The sequence below is a fragment of the Paraburkholderia sp. BL17N1 genome, from assembly GCF_003634175.1.
Classification (GTDB): Bacteria; Pseudomonadota; Gammaproteobacteria; order Burkholderiales; family Burkholderiaceae; genus Paraburkholderia.
On the sequence record NZ_RBIW01000002.1, the window covers coordinates 872,285 to 887,941 of the forward strand.

The following is a 15,657-nucleotide window of genomic DNA, read 5'->3' on the forward strand; positions in this document are numbered from 1 at the left end:
CGAAACGGTGTTGCACTTCAGATTTGAGGCCGCCATGTGTATGAATCACACAGGTTATTTCACATGGGTGGCGCTACCGGATCACGTAGACTCGATACAGCTCTTCCAGGCTGCCCTCAATAGTGGCATCAGCGTCGCACCGGGAGCTATCTTCTCTGCGGATGGCGCCTTCCGACACCGTGTGCGTCTGAACTATGGATACCCGTGGTCGGCACGGCTCGATAAAGCGGTCGCGACACTAGGCGCCCTGTGCGCCGATGAATCGCGATGCGGCGCAAAGCTGGCCGGTCCGGTTCAGCACGCATGAGACGGGCGTTGATCTCAACCCGGCACGCCGATCCGTGAATCGTGAAGCTCATGCACGACTATACGCGCCTTGCCCGCGACCTTCGCACGATACATTGCGGCATCCGCCGCGCGTAACAAGGCTTCCCCGCTCAATGAAGCTGCCTGGCCGCGCAGCAGCATGCCAATACTGGCCGATAACTGGATGACCTCCGCCCCAATCGTTACGGGCTGGCTCAGTGTCAGCAGGATTGCACGTGCAATTCTCTCCAGTGCAGCACGATCGATTGCAGGGCCGGTCAGCAGCACCGTGAACTCATCCCCGGCATGCCGCGCGACCAGATCCCCGCCACGCACGCAACGGCTGATCCGGCGCGCGGTTTCAACCAGTACTTCGTCGCCGCACTGATGCCCGTATGTATCATTCACGGCCTTGAAGCCGTCCAGGTCGATAAACATGATGGCAGCCACACCGTCGCCACCTGCTGCGCACGCCTCATCCAGCCTCTCGAGGAACGAGCGTCTGTTAGGCAGGCCGGTCAGCGCGTCGTGGAACGCCTGATGCCGCAGGCGATCGAGCAACGCCGTTCGCTCGGTCACATCGTGCACCAGCAGGTAGTACCCATCGGCAGACTGATCGTGCACGCGACGCGGCACCAGCACACCACGCAGGACACGTCGACTCCCGTTAAGCGTCGCTCCAACCTCGTATTCGACCCTTTCGCCGTTGAGCACGCGCTGGACGTACGGCTCGATGGCAGCAAAAAAGTCAGCGTCGAGAACCTCACGGGTGAGCCGTCCCACGATCTCCTCCGGGTCCACCCCCAGCCACTCGCGATAGGTTGAGTTGGCGAACCGATAACGTCGCTCACCGTCGACGTAAGCGACCAGCACCGGCAGATTGTCAGCGATGGCGCGCAAATCTACCCGCGTGGCTCCCAATTGTCGCTCGGCGGTCGTCAGTTGCTCATGCGCCCTGCGCAGAACTTCCGAAGCCTCATGTGCTCCCCGATGCAGTTCAGCCTCCCGCGCATCGCGCGCGGCCTTTTCTCGTTGCTCCGCCTCGGTATCGTGAATGACAAACAGCCAGCCTCCGTCGCGCATCGACGTCGTCTGCTCCAGTGCCACTTGCACTCGCGCTGGCTTACTTTGCTTGTTGCGTAGCCGGAACGTTACATCGAGCGTCAGGACCTCGACTCCACGTCCACGCTCAAGTGCCTGTACAGCCTCTTGAAGGTTGGTCCGGTCGCTCGCATGCAGCAGATCGAGTATGTTCGTTTTCGTCAGCGGAGCGCGCGAGTGCGCGAAGAATTTCACGCAGGCATCATTCATGTGCCGCCACTCCCAGTCCCTTCCGATATGCGCGATAGCGACCGGTGTCCGATGGAACGTCTCGACGTACAGTGCGTGCTGCGCCTGAAGCCGGTCAATGGCCTGAAGCACCTGCAAACGATCGGAGCTGTCCAGCTTGCGCAGGCCAACTTCGTGCTCGATCATTTGCCCCAGGTCTACCAGCATCTGACGCTGTTGGCGTGAGAAGCGCCGCGGCATCGAGTGCATCACACATAGCATACCGATGGGTTTGCCGCACGGTAGACGCAGCGCAATGCCGGCGAAAAAACGGATCCCCCATTCGCTGGTTGCCAGTGACCCCTGCGCAAGCTCCGCATCAGACAACGTATCCCTGACAACGAACGGTTCCTCGCATTGGAGCGTCCGGCTATAGTACTTCGCCACTTGGGCTACGACGTCTCGATCGCAGTTGTTGGCGCCTATGACTTGTGGCTGGCCCAAACTGTCGAGACATATAACGGATAATGGTAAATTCAGCGCGCGTGCGGCAATCCGGGTCACGCGTTCAAAGTACTGATCGTAGTCGTTTTCTGGTGGCATGGTGGCGCTGGTTGGTTATCGTTGCTGCTGCTGCGAATCCATGATGCATTCGTCTTTCACGCTCCATGCTCCGTTCCGGACAGATTGTGTAACGCGCTTATCGACGTCTTCGCCGACGCAAACGCGCGAAGTTGATCGATTGCCATCGGCTTCCCATACCAGTATCCCTGCGCGAGGTCGATTCCCGAGCGCTGGACCACATCGTGTTCTGCAGCGCTCTCCACGCCTTCCACGACAACTTTCGCACCAAGTGAATGCACCAGCGCAGCGATTGACTTCAGAAAATGGATGCGCGCTTCGCCGCGCATGGCCAAAAATCTCCGGTCTACTTTCACGTGGTCGAACCGGAAGTCCGCGAGTAAGTCCAGATTGCTGAAACCGGTGCCGAAATCGTCGAGTGAGAGGCGTACATGGCGTTGCCTCAAATGGCCAAGCGCCCTGACAACGCGCGGCGTACGCTCGACGCAACTGCGCTCGGTGAGTTCCAGAACGAGACGCTCCATTATCGGACCGGCGGACTCACAGATGTCCTTGACAAAGCAGTCTTCCATCAGATGCCGGGCGCAGATATTTACCGATATATGCCAGTGCTGAGCAAACGGCAGTTGGGCCAGTGCGCTATTCGCCTCGCGCAGCACGAAACGGGTCAACGCGCAGAGCAGACGCGTGCCTTCAAGTTCTCCAATGAACTGCCCAGGGCCCCCAGCTCCGAACGTTGGATGGTCCCACCGGAGCAGGGCTTCCATGCCGACGCAATCTCGCGTGCGGATGTCCACAATGGGCTGATAGACAACATGGAACTCCCCGCGGCGAAGACCGATGCGCGCCGCACGCCGCAATCTTGTTTTTGGGCGAACCAGGTGACCGACGTACAGAGCCGCGAGGCAAGCCGGTAGAGCGACAAACAGCACCACGGCTTCTCGAGATGCGATCAGGCTGGCCCCGAGGAAGCCGGCCGCGCCCAACGCAGCGGCAACAATCACCCTCACTTCAAGATGCCCTTCGAATACAGGTCGCAGCCGGCGCATTCGTGCTCTGCAGCGTGGGAAAAATCGCATGGCGTTGCTTTCGCACCGTTATCTGTTTTGCGTACTATGACCTGACTGCGTTTGGAAAACGAGTAACAGCTACGTATCAAAACTTGCGTATCAGGATCATCGTCACACGCGGTGAGTCGCCCGGTCACGTTCGGTGAGTACGGCGTGACCTTCCGCTGGAAGGACTGCCGCGCAAAAGGACGCATCCGCTACGAGACTATGGCGCTCCAGACCGGCTACTTCATGCTCCGTTTCGCGCGCGCAACGAGACTGTCGGCTCGCCGGCAACGCGGCCCCAAAAAATGGATCAAGCGGCTGTGGATGCGCGAGTTTCCGACGTATTCGCCGCACTTACATCGCGACCGTACTGATCGTCGAAACGAACGATGTCGTCCTCGCCGAGGTAGCTGCCACACTGAACCTCGATCATCTCGAGTGGAACCCGTCCGACGTTTTCCAGCCGGTGTTTGACGCCCAACGGTACATAGGTCGATTCATTTTCCGCGAGCAGGAATGTCTCTTCACCACGAGTCACGCGCGCAGTACCGCTGACCACGATCCAATGCTCGGCACGGTGATGGTGAAGCTGCAGGGAGAGGGCTGCGCCCGGCCTGACCACAATACGCTTGACCTGGAAGCGCGGACCATGTTCGATCGATTCGTAATGGCCCCATGGCCGGTGAACCTTGCGGTGATGCTTCGCTTCACTGCTGCCGCGATCGTTAAGCTGCCGGACGACCGCCTTGACGTCCTGGGCATGATGCCTGTCCGCAACGAGCACCGCATCCGCCGTTTCCACGACAATCAGGTCCCTGGCACCGATGCAGGCCACGAGCCGACCTTCCGAGTGGACATAGGTGCCGAAAGAGTCTGTGAGCACTACATCACCCCGCGCGACATTGCCGGCTTCGTCCTGAGGCAAGGCGCTCCACACCGCATCCCAGGACCCCACATCTGACCAGCCCGCGTTCAGCGGCACGACCGCGGCGGTGAGACCGATTTCCTCGAGGCGCTCCATGACCGCATAGTCGATGGACTCCGACGGACAGGTCGCAAATTCATCCCGCCCTATCCGCATTGCCTTCAGATCGCCGTCCTCGCGCTGGAATGCGGCGGCGCACGCTTGTGCAATGTCGGGCCGCAACGCGTCGATTGCGCGCAACCACACCGATGCGCGCATCACGAAAATGCCGCTGTTCCACCAGTGCCGCTTACCTTCCACAAACGCGACCGCCACATCCTGATCGGGTTTTTCGACGAAGCGCTGAAGGGCGCGCGCGCCGCTTGCCGGTTCGGTGCTGATGGGATCGCCCAATTCAATATAACCGTAGCCGCATTCCGCACGGTCTGGCACGACGCCTAGCGTCACGATCTGGCCAGTCTGGGCAATTCGCGCGGCTGCACGGACAGCCTGTTCGAACGCGGGCACGTCTGCAATCGCATGATCGGCAGGCGTCACGACCAGCACCGGATCGTCACCGCCACAGCGGGCCGCAAGCGCGGCGAGCGTGAGCGCGGGCGCGGTGTTGCGACTAGCCGGTTCGACTATCATCTGCCAGTCTCGCGAACTCGCCTTCAACTCGTCGGCAGCAAGAAAGCGATGTTCCTCAGCGCAGATCAGCAGTCCCCGGTGGCCTGCATCGGTTGCCAGACAATCGAGCCGCGTTACTGACTGAGCCAGTAGTGAAACGTCGCCCAGCACCCCGATCATCTGCTTCGGGTGTCCCTCACGGGAGAGCGGCCATAGCCGCGTGCCGGAACCACCTGCCAGGACTACCGGGAGGATCTGCGGCGTGGGGCGGGGCGCTGCAGCGGGACCATCTTCCACTGACCGCTGTTGTGACTCGCCGAAACGTGGGAGCGTCATATCCATTATTGCTTCTCCAATACCGCACGGGGATTTGCAGACAAAGGGGCTTCCGCAAGTGGCCCGTTGTGCGGCGGCTTCATGGGCATCACTGTGCGCCTGCCTGAATTGCGTTCGTCAATCACTTTCTGATAAATCGCGCAGTATGCAGCCGCGGTGCGATGGGCGGTAAAGAGGTTTTCAAAGCGCAGTGCCGCGCGCCGACCCATGCGTTCGCACAGCAGCGAGTCTTCCCACAGTTCGTGCATCGCTTGCGCCAATTCACCGGGATTATCCGGAGCGACTACCAGTCCGGTTTCTCCGTCGGCGTTCACGAAGCTGGTGCCCGTGCCGATCTCGCACGTGATCATCGGCTTGCCCATCATCGCGGCTTCGAGCAGCGAGATGCCAAATGCTTCCGCGCGATCGGGTGAGGGCATGACTAACGCACGACTGAGCCGGATGAGGGCTACCTTGTCGACTTCAGACACGCGGCCAGCGAAATGAACATTGCTTGCGCCGCACTGGGCTACCAGCGCACGGATTTCATCTGTAAGAGGACCGTCGCCTACCAGCACGAGCGGATAACCGGTTTGCCGGATCGCTTCAATCAGGACTGGCAGTCCCTTGTAGTAGCGGAAGACGCCGACAAACAGGAAGAACGGGCCGCCGATGCGCTCGCTCCAGCTACGCATCAGCGCATCATCGGGCACGGGGTAGTAGGCCGAGGTGAGACCCAGTGGCACCACTTCGACTTTTTTCGGAAAGAGCTTCAGCACCTCACTGGTCGCCGCGTATTGCGGTGACGTCGCTACAATGCGATCAACGCCACCGAGGAAGCGATGCATGAGCGGCCGATACATGGCAAGCAGCCGCGGTTGCCGCCGAATGTCCGCGTGATAGGTAACCACCGTCGGTTTGCGCGCGTGCGCAGCGAGATACGCGATATCTGCCATCGGCCAGGGAAAATGCAGATGCAGGATATCCGCCTCTTCGCTCAGCTCACGAAAGCGCCGCACCGCGCGCCACGACAATTCGACCGACGCGACCTTGAAGCGGCTCCTGACGCGCTCGACTTCATGACCTGGCATGCTGAGAAAGCGCTCCCCTCCCCGCTGGGTTGTCAAGGTCAACACGGTGTTCCTGATTCCCAAGTCCGCGCCAGCGCGGCACAAATGGTAGATCGACTGCTCTGCCCCGCCAATCGTGTCCGGCAGATAGGTCCTGTAAAAGTGTAAAACGCGCATCAGTCTGCCTTTGAGGTGCCTGTCGGACGCCGGAATTTTTCGAGGCGGTTGCTGCTGTCTACAACAGCAGCCGCGTTTCCGTGCAGAGGCGGCTGCTCGGCGCCGGTGCATTCGCTTATCGCTTTGGCACGCAGTTGCAGTTCAGCCTCCCCTCTTGCAAGCTTCGTGAGCAAGGCCGCATTGCGGACGATCAGGCGCCGATAGTCACGCTCGATGACCTGTCCGTCGATAAGCGTGCGGATGGCTCGCGACACCGTTTCCCGGCTCACGTTGGCCATGATCGCTATGGCCTGCTGATTTGGCAGGTTCTCGATCGTCAGCAGGTCCCCGGCGCTCTTTCGCATCGACGATTCCAGCACCGAATACACCCTCGAATACGCACGGGTGAGGCCTAGCATCGACCGGTAATTAGAGGCCTGGCGGATGGTGCGGCACAACCGTTGCAATAACGCCTCGACAACTGCAGGATTCCGAAAAAAAAGTGCTTGGGCTTCGGCTTTTGGCAGAAACCCCACGACCGATTCGGCCGTCGCGATGATTGATGCGGACCGGGGACCGCCGTCGATAATGGACAGTTCGCCAAAGTAGTCGCCTGGCTCAACAAAGTTCAGCCCGACCTCCCTGCCGTCTTCCGACAGCGCGATGACCTGCAGGCGGCCAGACATCAGCATCAGCAGGGACGAACCCGCATCGCCCTTATGGACAACGAACTCCCTTTTGCTGAAGCGGCGATAGCGGATATGGCGGCTCGTCTCTTCAATGACTTCATCTGCCACGTTACGTAGCAGTTTCTGCTGTTTCAGTAGATCGATAGCCTTCGGCGGGCCCGTGTTAGTAGTTACATGTTCTGTCGACATCTCTCGAAATCTTTCCCCGGCTGTGACACGCAGAGAAGATAGGCGCACTTTGCACGGATATCTGTGACGACCGTCACATCATCCAGCCAAAAAATGTCTGATCATTGCGGCAACAATGGACCACATTGCCTCGCCGCTTTCGGGGAAAAAAAGTAGATGCAAAAATGCATGACGATGGGGCCAGTCGCCGCACTACGATTCGTTGTGGGCGCGACTTTCTTCTTGTACGGGGCTGCCAATGCACAGCCTGTGACGCTCGGCAACGCAGTTGTCGTGATTGGCAAGGCGTGTGCGCAGCACGCTCAGGCAGACTGTGTGCCTCTTTCCCGCGGCGCCGCCATCGCACAGGGTGATACGGTCGAGACCGGAGTCGACGGCTACGTGTACATAACAACGGTCGATCACGGCTTCATCAGTGTGCGGCCCGATTCGTCGCTAACGTTCGAGCGGTACGAATACGATCCTGCAGAACCCCAAAAGACAGTGATCAAACTGTCGCTGCATAAGGGCGTGGTGAGGGAAATATCCGGCACCGGCGCCCAGGCAGCCCGCGACCACTACCGCATGAATACGCCCGTTGCTGCACTGGGCGTTCGAGGCACCGATTTCACGGTGTTTACCGACGCCAACGTGACACGCGCCGACGTGCGCAGCGGTGGCATCGTGATGACCCCGCTGGGTGCCGGTTGCGCGGCTACGGGCACCGGTCCGTGCGAAGGGCCGACTGCGGCACAACTGTTCGCCGGCCAGCCCAACGCGGTGTTGCAGGTTTACCGTGGCAACGCCCACCCGGTTGTGGTCGACTCGGCACTCCCGAGCTTGATCCCTGAGCAGGCGGCCGCAGCACTGAAGAACGAGGAAAACAGCGCACGGGCGGCAATCATGCAGCCGGTCAACCCCGGTGTTGCGCCGGCAGAACTGAGTTTCCCGCTGACAGTGCCTGCCGCCCCATCGGGACCGGCAACCACACCGGCACCCCCGCTCGCGCCCCCTGGCCTGCCCCCGGCACAGCCGCCCGAATCACAACAAATCTTCTGGGGGCGCTTTGCGCCGCTCGCGGCGGCACCGAGCGATACGACATTGGCTGCGCTGCTCCAGCAAGGCAGCGACCAGTTGGGACTGCTCACCCCGTTCGCCATGACACGTACCCCGCAGACGGACATGGTGATGCCCACGTTCGGCACCTTTACATTTGAACTCCAGGCTTCTAGCGCCTACGTGATGAACACTGCAACCGGGACAGCTACGCAGGCGCAGATCAGCAAGCCGTTCCTGTCAGTCAACTTCGGCGCCAGTACCTTTCAGACGAGCCTTAGCCTCAGTGCGAACGGCACGAACTACGCCGTGTCGGCACAAGGTGGCGTCGGCCCCGACGGCAAGCTGCACAGTAACTATGGCTCGCAGGCCACCGTTCTGGGCGGACTCGCCGGCAAGAATGCGACGCAGGCCGGCTATCTGTTCCTGCAGTCTCTTGACGGTAAAAATACGGCGGTTGGAGCCACCCAGTGGTCCCGATAGCAGGCTTGGTTACGCTCGACCGCATCCGCCTCACAATATTCGGACTGGTTTCATTGACCGCGTGCCTGCTGGCGTGCGACATCTGGTTGCCTCAGCCTTACCGCCGGCTCGGATACGCGATCGACGACTGGCAGCAGGTGCAATTGCTGAGCGCCCGACCGGATTCGCGCATCGCGCTAGTCGACATCGACGAGCACTCGCTGGAAGTCATCGGCCCGTGGCCATGGCCGCGTGCTGTCATCGCACGGCTGGCAGAGAATCTGTTCGCGCAGTATCACGCGAGAGCCGTTGGCCTCGACGTGATGTTCCCTGAGGCCGGATCGCCCGAGGGCGATCACGCGCTACTTGCCGTCGCGCGCCGGTTTCCGCTCGTATTTGCCCAGGCATTCGCACTGTCCAGCAGCGCGAATGTGCCTCATGCGGGTCACCTGGGGGGCGCGCTCGCCGCGGGCACGGGCACGCCGCACGCGCCCGCGGCCGCAGGCTATGTAGGCAACTTCTTCGACACCGCCGACCTGTGTGTGGGACACGTTACGCCGCACGCCAGTCTGGACGGCGTTGTGCGGTCCATCGCCCCGCTCATCGAATATGCGAATGCGGCCTATCCCATGCTTGCGTGGCAACTGATGCATTGCCGTGCCGACGGCCGGTCGCCAGCATTGCCAATCCACAGCCTGCCCGTTGACTCGGACGGATTGATGCACGTGCAGTACAGACATTCAGTCCAGTCATTCGACGTGGTATCCGCTTACGATGTGCTCGCCGAGACGGCGCCCTCCGCGCTGCTCGCAAATCGTTACGTGCTGGTCGGCTCGTCGGCGCTGGGACTGACAGACCACGTCGCGTCCCCCATCGATCCCTGGTTGCCTGCGGTCGTCGTGCACGCGGAACTGCTCGGCGAAATGCTGGATCTCGAATCTGGCAAAGGGACCACGCTGTCATTTTCATGGCTTCCGATGGTGTGGACCGCCTGCTCGATCATTGCATTTTCCGTCATGTTCCGCACGCAACGCGCGAGCATCGCGCTGGTTGCCCTGGTCGCGGTGACATCGCTATGGCTTGTGCTGCTCGTTTCGACGCGCTGCGTGCCTGCAAGCCTCGCGGCACTGCCGCTGGTTCCGGCCACAGCATTCATGTTTGTTCAGGCGCCCATCGAATGGATCTTTTCGCAGGCGGCAATACGTTCGTTTGAACGTCGCTTCAGTCATTACCTGCCGCCGACAGTGCTGCGTGAAATTATCCGGCAGCGAGGGCTCGCCACGTTCAAGCCGGAGCGCCGGCAGATCTCAGTCCTCTTTGTCGACATTGAAGGGTTCACGCGCTTGGCCGAGCAAATGCCGCCTGAAGAGCTGGCGGCGATGACCGATGTCATCCTCAGCACGCTGACGGATTGTGTACTCAAGTCGCAAGGCACGCTGGACAAATACATGGGCGACGCGTTAATGGCGTTCTGGGGCGCGCCCCTTGCTCAACCGGACCATGCCGATCGTGCACTCGATTGCGCACTGGCGATGCTGCGCGGACTGGACGTGCTCAACCGCAGCGCACTGCCCATTCTGGAAGGCAGGACGATCCGCGTACGCATAGGGGTGAATAGCGGGTCCGCTGTGGTCGGCGAAATCGGCTCGACATTTCGCAAGTCCTATACCGCGATCGGCGATACGGTCAACGTAGCGTCGCGACTTCAGGAGTACGCCCGGACTCTGGAAACCAGTTTGCTGATCGGGCAGGAAACGGCACGGCAGGCCACACGTCATGGTCTGCGGGCATGTGTTCAGGCAACACTGCGCGGGCGCGATGCGGCTGAGCAACTCTATACGCTGAACGAAGGGAAGCCTCATGCAGTTTGTTAGGCAGCGTTGTGCTGCACTGCTGTCGGGCCGCGTAAGGAGCGCAATCTGCAGGCTGGCATTGAGCGCCATTCACCTGACTGCCCTGTTGATCCTTCCGATGTATGCGGTAGCACAAACGCCGCAGAATGCTTTTGAGCAGATCATCAACGACGACCTGCAGGCCCAGGCGCAGGCTGCGATCGGCGAGGGCGACCGAAAGCGCGCACTCGCGTTACTTACCGAACTCGCACAGCGCGATCCCCGCCAGGCAGGCGCCCTACTCGATATCGCCATTCTGTACTGTGAGTTGGGGGAACGAGACCAGTCCCTCCGGACGCTCGCCCGCCTCGAAGCACACTATGAGCTGCCGCCCGCGATCGGGAAACTCATCCTTTACTACAGGGCGAACACCTGCATATCGGTCGAATCGCGGCCGCAGCTCGCTGTGAGCGTGGGGGCCGGCGTGACGTCGAATGCGAACTTCGGCCCTTCCGATCCGATCGTGATCTTCGCACCTGGCGCTCCACTAAACTCCCTGACCCTGGCACCCGAAAACCTGCCGCGCCATGACGAGTACATCGAATCGGCCATTCAGGGCGAGTACCCGATTGCAGCTGTGCCCGGCCTCGAACTGATAGGCGGAATTTCCGACCGCCAATACCGCAGTCTGCACAACTTCGACCAGCGCGCGGTGACCATTGGCGTAACCGACAGAACGAGCTTCATGCATGGTGAGCTGGATAACCAGATCACGACGAACGTGCTGTGGCTCGGCACGCATATCTATCAGCGTGATCTGGCATGGCACGGAGGCTTCTGGCTGCCGCCGGCCACATGGCAGCCTTTGCTCATGCGTGGCGGACTCGACCTGACGGTCGTGGACTCCGCCTATCCTGGCAATTCGCTCTACGACGCCATGTACTTCGCCGTGCGTGCCGCCTTCCAGGCACACGTGGGCAAGCGTACATCGATGCAGTTCTTTTTCGGTCCTGCGTGGGACTGGCCACGTAACGGTCGCCCGGGTGGCATGCAACGCGGTTATTCAGCATGGCTTTCACTGGACTACGACATGGACCGCCATGGTCAGTTCGAAGCCATCCTGCAGCAACGGACATTGAACGACGCCACCGCCTACGACCCCGTGTTCTTCGGTAGTCTCAACCAGCAGCAGACAATCCGCGTAGCGGCGCTACGTTACACGTTCCCCGTGACGGCCGGCTGGTCCCTTTATGCGCTGATGTCCGCTCAGCGTGTTTCCAGTTCCATCTCACTGTTCGCGTATACCGTGTACAGCGGCTCGCTAGGTCTTTCCTGGAAGTACTGAGGACAATCGCTGCGTGAATCGCTAGAATAGCGGCAACCCTATCATCACTTCCGCCGTTACATCCTTTCCATGAAAAACTCGATCAGTGTTTCGCAAACGCCAGCAGCCGCCGAAGACCGGTCGGTCTGCCTGGAATGGCAAGGTTTGCTGCATCACTCGTACGACTCGGTCGACAGCCTGCTGCACGAGGTCACGCACGCAGCGCCGGCGCAGTCCGCAGTTCCCGCACCTACGGTGGAACTCACGGTAATCGGCCAGCCGGACGCGCTGCTGCCGCTCAGCCATTATCTGCTGTAAGAAGCAGTGCTCTAAGCCGAACGGGTGACGGCCGTCCCGACCGGCCCCGTTCTTAGTGCTTACCCGAGAAGCTGCGTGAGCGCCTGCGAGTAGGTGGCGGCAATCGCCGCCCAGTCGCCGTGCGTTTCAACGCGCCGTCGCGCGTTGTGCACCATGCGATCGCGTTCTGTCTGCGTCAGCTCCAGCATCGCATTGATGCCTTGTGCGAAAGCGTGCGGTTCCGCCAACACGTAATCCTGTCCCGCACGGTAACCCAACCCGCGAGCACCAAACACCGTACTTACTACGGGCAGCCCGACTGCCGCATATTCGAATAGCTTCAGATTGGTCCCGGATCCTGAAATGACCGGGTTCAAACCCAGGTCGCAAATCGCAAGCCAGGTGGCCTTCTCCACATCGCTCACGACACCCAGAAGGCCAACGTTCGCGGGTCGTTCCCATGCTCCCATGACGTGGCAGATGGAACCCAGCAGCAGAAAATGGACCGAAGGCAGCTGCGCGGCAGCCTCCACGACGAGGCGGGCGGCATCGATATTCGGCCCGTGAGCGCTGCCCATGAAGAGTGCGAGGGGGTGCGCCACGCGCAGCGCCGCGCGGCGGTCCTGTATATGTGCGGCCGCACGCAAAGGCGTCGCGGCAACATCGATCCCGTTGGGCACGACAATCAGCTTTGCGTCGTCTGCCACGCCGTATAGTTCAGCCATGCGTTCGCGGTCCTGGACCGAGCAGGCGGTGACGAGAGACGCCTCCCGCACGGCGCGGCGTTCGAGCGCCGACACCTGGTCAATCGCCCATCGGTGCGGGCCGTAAATATCTGCCTTGAGATCGGCCTCGACGTTGTGCGCCTCATATACGAAAGCCCGCGACGAAACTTTACGCAACGCCGGCACGGTATAGGGATGCGAGCACACAATCAAATCCGCACGCCGTACCAGTGCATCAATGGCGTCGAGCCACTGAGGCGCGGTGTCCGGATGCAGTGCCGCTGCCAGATCTTCAACCGAAGCACCCAGCGTGTGCTCCAGCTGCTGCTCGGCCTCGGCGAACGCCCGGGACTTTGGCACCAGTTCCTCGCTGAAATCAGGGGCAAGCTTGCGCACGCCGTGAAGATGTGAGGGTGCCAGGTTGACGAACTGCACCTGGAACTGGTCGGCAACACGCGAATAAAGCCCCTGCAGGCGGAGTTTCCCACCACTGATTACCGGCGCGATGGGAAAGGTATTCATGACGCCGAGAACGGGCTTTGCCTGGCGGGTCACGACGCTGGGTGCAGCCAGCCTCACGGCACCCGCTGCATTAAAGGCATCGGATGCTGTTGTGGTTTGCCGCCCGGCCGCGAGCAACGCGTCGCACAGGCTACCCCAGTCGAGGCGGGCCGCACGCGCATGGCCCACCAGACCCATATCGCGGGCCTTGGGCAAATCAGTGCAGATGCGTCGCATTGCGCCCGCCAGCGCGGCCACCTCTGGCTCGACGACCAGTCCCGAACGCTTATGCTCGATCAGTTCGAGCGGACCGCCGGAATCCGTCGTAGTCAGAACCGGTTTTGCCGACAGCATTGCTTCCAGCGTGATCAGGCCGTAGTCTTCGTCGCGTGGCACGAACGGCACGCAAACGGCCCGCGCGTACTCCTGCGCCAGCACGGTATCAGGAACGCGGCCGAGAAAGTGTATGCCGCTGTGTCCCGCCGCCACCTCACGCAGCCGCGCTTCATCGGGGCCGCTGCCAGCTATGCGGAATGGCACGTCGACTCCGCTCTGCCTATACGCGTTGATGAGGAGATCGATCCGCTTGGCCGGGTCGAGACGGCTTGCGCTGAAAAGAGTCTCCTGCGGTCCGGATTCAAGACCTTTGAGACCCGTGGGATGGTGATGAACCGCCACCTTTATACCGGGCGGGAAATAGCCCTCACGCGCCGCGACAACCCTGGAAATCGCGGCGTAGTGCACGATCTTGTCCGGCCGCATCGCAACTGCGTCGAGCAGACGGATAACGGCGCGTGTCACGGGCCCGGGAAAGGCCCAGCACGGTGCCTGCGGCGAGCGCTGCCAGGCGGCGTCGAGTGCATCGAGGAGATCCTTGAATTCGAGATCGGCTGCGCGGTAGTTCGCGAGCGCGCTCACGATCCGCGCCGGAATGCCGAGCGCGAGCAGGTCGCCCTCATCGAAGTGCGTGGGCATGCCCGGCGGGTAACAGTCGTAGAGTCCGCGCAGCGTATGCTGAAGATACACGACGTGATTACGGTGCCGGATTGCCCATGCCGGATACTTGGTGCTGATGACCAGATCGAAATGATCGAGGTCGAGCTGCGAAAAGTGGCGATAGCTGGCCAGCAGCTCGCCCATGTTGCGCTCGGGGCTCGGCACCTTGAGCAGGTCCGCCTGGATCCCCGGACGCGCGTTGAACGCCTCGAGCAGCCCCCACCACAGGTTCTCGGCGCCGCCGATCACAAACGGCACCGGGCTCGGTGCAACAATGGCAATTCTCATGTAAAACCGGTTAAAGAGGTTGGGTAAGCGCGTCGACCACGTGATGCCAAGAAATATCCGCTGCCTGGTAAGCTTCGCGGCCACGAAGCCCCGCTTCGGCGGCTTCGCGTGGATGCTCCGCGAGCCAGTCCAGGCGTCTGGCCAGTGCGTCGGCGTCTGGTTGTTCCACCCAGCCTGTTTCACCGTGGCGAACGAACTCGAGCGGCCCGCCCGAGTCGGTGCACGTGATGACAGGCTTTGAGGACAGCATCGCTTCCAGCGTGATGTATCCGTAGTCTTCGTCGAAAGCGGGAAACGCAACGGCCAGCGCGCGCGAGTAAAAGGCGCGCTTCTCCGCTTCGGTCACATGGCCGATCAGCGCTACGCGATCGCCGACACCATGCCGCTCGATCAGCGCGCGAAGCGCATCGCGCTGGCCGCCGTCGCCAGCAAGCACGATCTTCAGCGACGAGCGCATGCGCGTCGCCGCTTCGATCAGTAGCGACTGACGCTTGAGCGTTTCCAGACGACTGGGAAAGAACACGTAGGGCAAAGCGGCTTCGCGCCGGAATGACTCGGCGTGCGCCGGCGGATGATAGAGCGGCGTCGCGGTAATCCGGTTGAAATCGGACAGCCGTGCAGCGACGCGCCGGGAATTGGCGAACACGCGATTTGCACGTGAGAGTGCTGCATTGTCGAACGCGGTCACCTGTGCGCGCAGCCGGGTAAGTTCCGCAGAGGCCTTCGCTGCGTCGTACAGTTCGTAGACAGCGCGGTGCTGGTGCATCACCCAAATCCGGTGATCGGGATGAACGACTCCATAGCCGGGGAACTGCAAACTGATGACCTGATCGATCGTCACGCCGTTGGGGCGCACGAAATCAAGTGACGCAGCGTGTTCCATGGCGCGCACAATATCCTGTTCGGGCGAGAACCGAAACGGCAGGCGTAACAGCTCGACATCGTGCCCAGCCCGCTGTAACGCTCGCACCACACCCGCGATATGGTAGGAAGCGCCCCCGTGCATGAACGGCACAAGGTTGGCCGTCACGA

At 61.2% G+C, this 15,657-nt stretch carries 11 protein-coding genes; 4 read left to right on the plus strand and 7 right to left on the minus strand.

Annotation, left to right across the window (positions count from 1 at the left end):
- Positions 1–321 precede the first annotated feature (321 nt).
- From B0G82_RS23825 to B0G82_RS23850, 5 genes are all read right to left on the minus strand, one after another.
- Complete coding sequence (locus B0G82_RS23825) at positions 322–2,178, minus strand: diguanylate cyclase (RefSeq protein ID WP_116146008.1); 1,857 nt, start codon at positions 2,176–2,178, stop codon at positions 322–324.
- 56 nt (positions 2,179–2,234) lie between these two features.
- Positions 2,235–3,206: an EAL domain-containing protein gene (locus tag B0G82_RS23830; protein ID WP_121309256.1), complete on the minus strand. Its 972-nt coding sequence runs from the start codon at positions 3,204–3,206 to the stop codon at positions 2,235–2,237.
- A 316-nt stretch (positions 3,207–3,522) separates the two neighbouring features.
- Complete coding sequence (locus B0G82_RS23840; protein ID WP_121309257.1) at positions 3,523–5,088, minus strand: mannose-1-phosphate guanylyltransferase/mannose-6-phosphate isomerase; 1,566 nt, start codon at positions 5,086–5,088, stop codon at positions 3,523–3,525.
- Positions 5,088–6,308: a glycosyltransferase gene (locus tag B0G82_RS23845; RefSeq protein WP_121309258.1), complete on the minus strand. Its 1,221-nt coding sequence runs from the start codon at positions 6,306–6,308 to the stop codon at positions 5,088–5,090. The genes B0G82_RS23840 and B0G82_RS23845 overlap by 1 nt, the downstream gene beginning before the upstream one ends.
- A complete protein-coding gene (locus B0G82_RS23850; RefSeq protein WP_241974810.1) occupies positions 6,308–7,165 on the minus strand; it encodes a Crp/Fnr family transcriptional regulator in 858 nt (285 codons plus the stop codon). Before B0G82_RS23850 ends, B0G82_RS23845 begins: the two co-directional genes overlap by 1 nt.
- Positions 7,166–7,321: 156 nt before the next feature.
- On the opposite strand from B0G82_RS23850, the gene B0G82_RS23855 reads away from it, so the two are divergent.
- The 4 genes from B0G82_RS23855 (at position 7,322) to B0G82_RS23870 (ending at position 12,136) form a co-directional block, all read left to right on the plus strand.
- Entirely contained in the window at positions 7,322–8,683 is a 1,362-nt protein-coding gene (locus tag B0G82_RS23855) for a FecR family protein (RefSeq protein ID WP_241974812.1), read from the plus strand.
- Positions 8,671–10,536, plus strand: a complete 1,866-nt coding sequence (locus B0G82_RS23860; RefSeq protein ID WP_121309259.1) for an adenylate/guanylate cyclase domain-containing protein — start codon at positions 8,671–8,673, stop codon at positions 10,534–10,536. The genes B0G82_RS23855 and B0G82_RS23860 overlap by 13 nt, the downstream gene beginning before the upstream one ends.
- 58 nt (positions 10,537–10,594) lie before the next feature.
- Positions 10,595–11,839 carry a tetratricopeptide repeat protein gene (locus B0G82_RS23865; RefSeq protein ID WP_241974813.1) on the plus strand — a complete coding sequence of 415 codons (1,245 nt, stop codon included), beginning with the start codon at positions 10,595–10,597 and terminating at the stop codon, positions 11,837–11,839.
- Between the two features lie 69 nt (positions 11,840–11,908).
- A complete protein-coding gene (locus tag B0G82_RS23870; RefSeq protein ID WP_116146017.1) occupies positions 11,909–12,136 on the plus strand; it encodes a hypothetical protein in 228 nt (75 codons plus the stop codon).
- Positions 12,137–12,195: 59 nt separating this feature from the next.
- Here B0G82_RS23870 and B0G82_RS23875 read toward each other — a convergent pair whose 3' ends face one another.
- Together B0G82_RS23875 and B0G82_RS23880 are read right to left on the minus strand one after the other, a co-directional pair.
- The gene (locus tag B0G82_RS23875; RefSeq protein WP_121309261.1) at positions 12,196–14,625 is read right to left on the minus strand and encodes a glycosyltransferase family 4 protein; all 2,430 of its coding nucleotides are present in this window, start codon (positions 14,623–14,625) and stop codon (positions 12,196–12,198) included.
- Between the two features lie 10 nt (positions 14,626–14,635).
- Entirely contained in the window at positions 14,636–15,655 is a 1,020-nt protein-coding gene (locus tag B0G82_RS23880) for a glycosyltransferase family 4 protein (protein WP_241974814.1), read from the minus strand.
- Positions 15,656–15,657 lie beyond the last annotated feature (2 nt).

Coding starts and splice junctions, on each gene's coding strand:
- B0G82_RS23825 (WP_116146008.1), bottom strand. CDS start 2,178: ATGCCACCAGAAAACGACTACGATCAGTACTTTGAACGCGTGACCCGG.
- B0G82_RS23830 (WP_121309256.1), bottom strand. CDS start 3,206: ATGCGCCGGCTGCGACCTGTATTCGAAGGGCATCTTGAAGTGAGGGTG.
- B0G82_RS23840 (WP_121309257.1), bottom strand. CDS start 5,088: ATGGATATGACGCTCCCACGTTTCGGCGAGTCACAACAGCGGTCAGTG.
- B0G82_RS23845 (WP_121309258.1), bottom strand. CDS start 6,308: ATGCGCGTTTTACACTTTTACAGGACCTATCTGCCGGACACGATTGGC.
- B0G82_RS23850 (WP_241974810.1), bottom strand. CDS start 7,165: ATGTCGACAGAACATGTAACTACTAACACGGGCCCGCCGAAGGCTATC.
- B0G82_RS23855 (WP_241974812.1), top strand. CDS start 7,322: ATGCAAAAATGCATGACGATGGGGCCAGTCGCCGCACTACGATTCGTT.
- B0G82_RS23870 (WP_116146017.1), top strand. CDS start 11,909: ATGAAAAACTCGATCAGTGTTTCGCAAACGCCAGCAGCCGCCGAAGAC.
- B0G82_RS23875 (WP_121309261.1), bottom strand. CDS start 14,625: ATGAGAATTGCCATTGTTGCACCGAGCCCGGTGCCGTTTGTGATCGGC.